The sequence below is a fragment of the Treponema sp. R6D11 genome, assembly GCF_054786075.1.
Window position 1 is genome coordinate 1 of sequence record NZ_BDHD01000231.1, and the last position, 2442, is coordinate 2442.

The 2442-nt window shown below is 50.8% G+C and carries 4 protein-coding genes; 3 read left to right on the top strand and 1 reads right to left on the bottom strand.

Annotated elements, in window-relative coordinates:
* The 3 genes from ACYVTD_RS11595 to ACYVTD_RS11605 form a co-directional block, all read left to right on the top strand.
* On the top strand, positions 1–496 hold a 496-nt coding region (locus ACYVTD_RS11595), incomplete at its 5' end, for a ribonuclease Z (protein ID WP_461247926.1).
* Positions 497–533: 37 nt separating this feature from the next.
* On the top strand, positions 534–1517 hold the full coding sequence (locus tag ACYVTD_RS11600; protein WP_461247927.1) for an ABC transporter ATP-binding protein: 984 nt from the start codon (positions 534–536) through the stop codon (positions 1515–1517).
* On the top strand, positions 1514–1900 hold the full coding sequence (locus ACYVTD_RS11605; protein WP_461247928.1) for an ABC transporter permease: 387 nt from the start codon (positions 1514–1516) through the stop codon (positions 1898–1900). Before ACYVTD_RS11600 ends, ACYVTD_RS11605 begins: the two co-directional genes overlap by 4 nt.
* Before the next feature lie 46 nt (positions 1901–1946).
* Here ACYVTD_RS11605 and ACYVTD_RS11610 read toward each other — a convergent pair.
* Positions 1947–2442: ribonuclease Z (locus ACYVTD_RS11610; RefSeq protein WP_461247926.1), on the bottom strand; the 496-nt coding region annotated here is incomplete at its 5' end.

The following is a 2442-nucleotide window of genomic DNA, read 5'->3' on the forward strand; positions in this document are numbered from 1 at the left end:
CGGCTACACTCTGGAAGAAGAAATGCGGCCGGGCGAGTTTCACCCCGAAAAAGCCGAGGCGCTCAATATCCCGATGGGGAAACTTTGGGGGAAACTGCAAAAGGGGGAATCGATTGTCGCGCCGGACGGCAGGGAAGTAAAGCCCTCCGACGTGATGGGTCAGCCTCGCATGGGTAGAAAATTCTCCTTTGTTACCGACTCACTCGCTTTCCCGGAAATTTCCGCCCATGTTACCGGCTCCGACCTTTTTGTCTGCGAGGGAATGTTTGAAAAAGAGTTAGCCGAAGACGCCCACGAAAAAAAACACATGACGGCCGTCGAAGCCGCCCAAATCGCCGCGTCCTCCATCGACCTGAAAAAACTGGCGCTTATCCACTACAGTCCGCGCTACACCGAATTCAACCTAAAACAACTTCTAAAAGAAGCGCAGGAAATTTTCCCAAACACGGTCCTCTCCCGCGACCGCATGGTTTTCCCAATAGAATATATCGACTAATTGAAATTTTCCGCTAAATATGGTATATCGTTCTTATATGGAACAATCAACTCGAATCGAGGTGCAAAACCTCTCTAAACAATACGGGCAGGTGCAGGCCGTTACCGATGTTTCCTTCTCGGTCGGCTCTCAGCAGGTGTTAGGTTTCCTAGGGCCGAACGGCGCGGGCAAAACCACCGTCATGAAAATTCTCACGGGTTTTCATTTTCCGTCGAGCGGGAAGGCTTTTGTGGACGGCATTCCCGTGGACGAACAGCCGCTGGAAGTGAAAAAGCGCATCGGCTATCTGCCGGAAAATGTGCCGCTTTACGGCGACCTTACCGTGGACGAGTATTTTTCTTTCGCCGCCGAAGCCCGCTTCATTCCTAAGTCCGAAAGGAAAGCGGCGATAGACAAGTGCTTGGAGGCCTGCTCGCTAACCGGCTATCGGGGCCGTAAGATAGAGACGCTTTCCAAAGGTTACCGACAGCGCGCGGGGTTGGCGCAGGCGATACTCCACGATCCGCCGATTTTAATCCTTGACGAGCCGACGACCGGCCTTGACCCGAACCAGATTATCGAGATACGCTCGTTGATCAAAGAACTGGGTAAAAGTAAAACTGTTATCCTTTCCACCCATATTTTGCAGGAAGTCGAGGCGATTTGCTCTCAGGTGCTGATAATCAACGACGGGCGGATTGCGGTGCAGGGAAAGCCGGAAGAAATCGGCGGTTCCATGAAAGGCGGCGACACTTGGGAACTGCTTCTTAAAGGGGCGGACGCCGACGGCGTGAAGACTAGGCTTGGGGAACTAGGACAGGTTTCCAACGTGTTAGTTGAAACTAAGGACGCCGGCCTTGTGTCCGCGAGCTTCTTTGTTCAGGAGAGGGAAAATTCAGGCGGCGCGGGAGAGCAGATCTTCGATTGGGCTGTAAACAACAGGTATAAGATACTCGGAATGAACAGGAAAAAACTCAGCATCGAAGACATATTTGTAAAACTTACAAGCGATGAATCAAAATCGACGGGAGGGCAACAATGAAAAAGTTTATCCCCTACCGCGCCTTTGTTCTGGCGAAAAAAGAAATCTACCAATACCTTAACGCTCCGGCTTTTTACGGGGCGGCGGTCTTCTTCCTCCTCTTTTGTTCGATATGGCTGTTTTTCGTCCAAGGGTATTTCTCGATGGATCAGGCGACACTTCGCCCTTACTTCGGAATCTTCCCGGTAGTCTTCATCATAGTAATTCCCGTTATTACGATGAAAAGTTGGGCGGAAGAAAGAAAAACGGGAACCGCGGAACTTCTGCTTACGATGCCTTTTACCGAGTGGGACCTCGTGCTAGGAAAATTTTTCTCCGTGCTTGCGGTTCTCGTCGTGATGCTCGTATTGTTTAGAGAGGTTTTGCACCTCGATTCGAGTTGATTGTTCCATATAAGAACGATATACCATATTTAGCGGAAAATTTCAATTAGTCGATATATTCTATTGGGAAAACCATGCGGTCGCGGGAGAGGACCGTGTTTGGGAAAATTTCCTGCGCTTCTTTTAGAAGTTGTTTTAGGTTGAATTCGGTGTAGCGCGGACTGTAGTGGATAAGCGCCAGTTTTTTCAGGTCGATGGAGGACGCGGCGATTTGGGCGGCTTCGACGGCCGTCATGTGTTTTTTTTCGTGGGCGTCTTCGGCTAACTCTTTTTCAAACATTCCCTCGCAGACAAAAAGGTCGGAGCCGGTAACATGGGCGGAAATTTCCGGGAAAGCGAGTGAGTCGGTAACAAAGGAGAATTTTCTACCCATGCGAGGCTGACCCATCACGTCGGAGGGCTTTACTTCCCTGCCGTCCGGCGCGACAATCGATTCCCCCTTTTGCAGTTTCCCCCAAAGTTTCCCCATCGGGATATTGAGCGCCTCGGCTTTTTCGGGGTGAAACTCGCCCGGCCGCATTTCTTCTTCCAGAGTGTAGCCG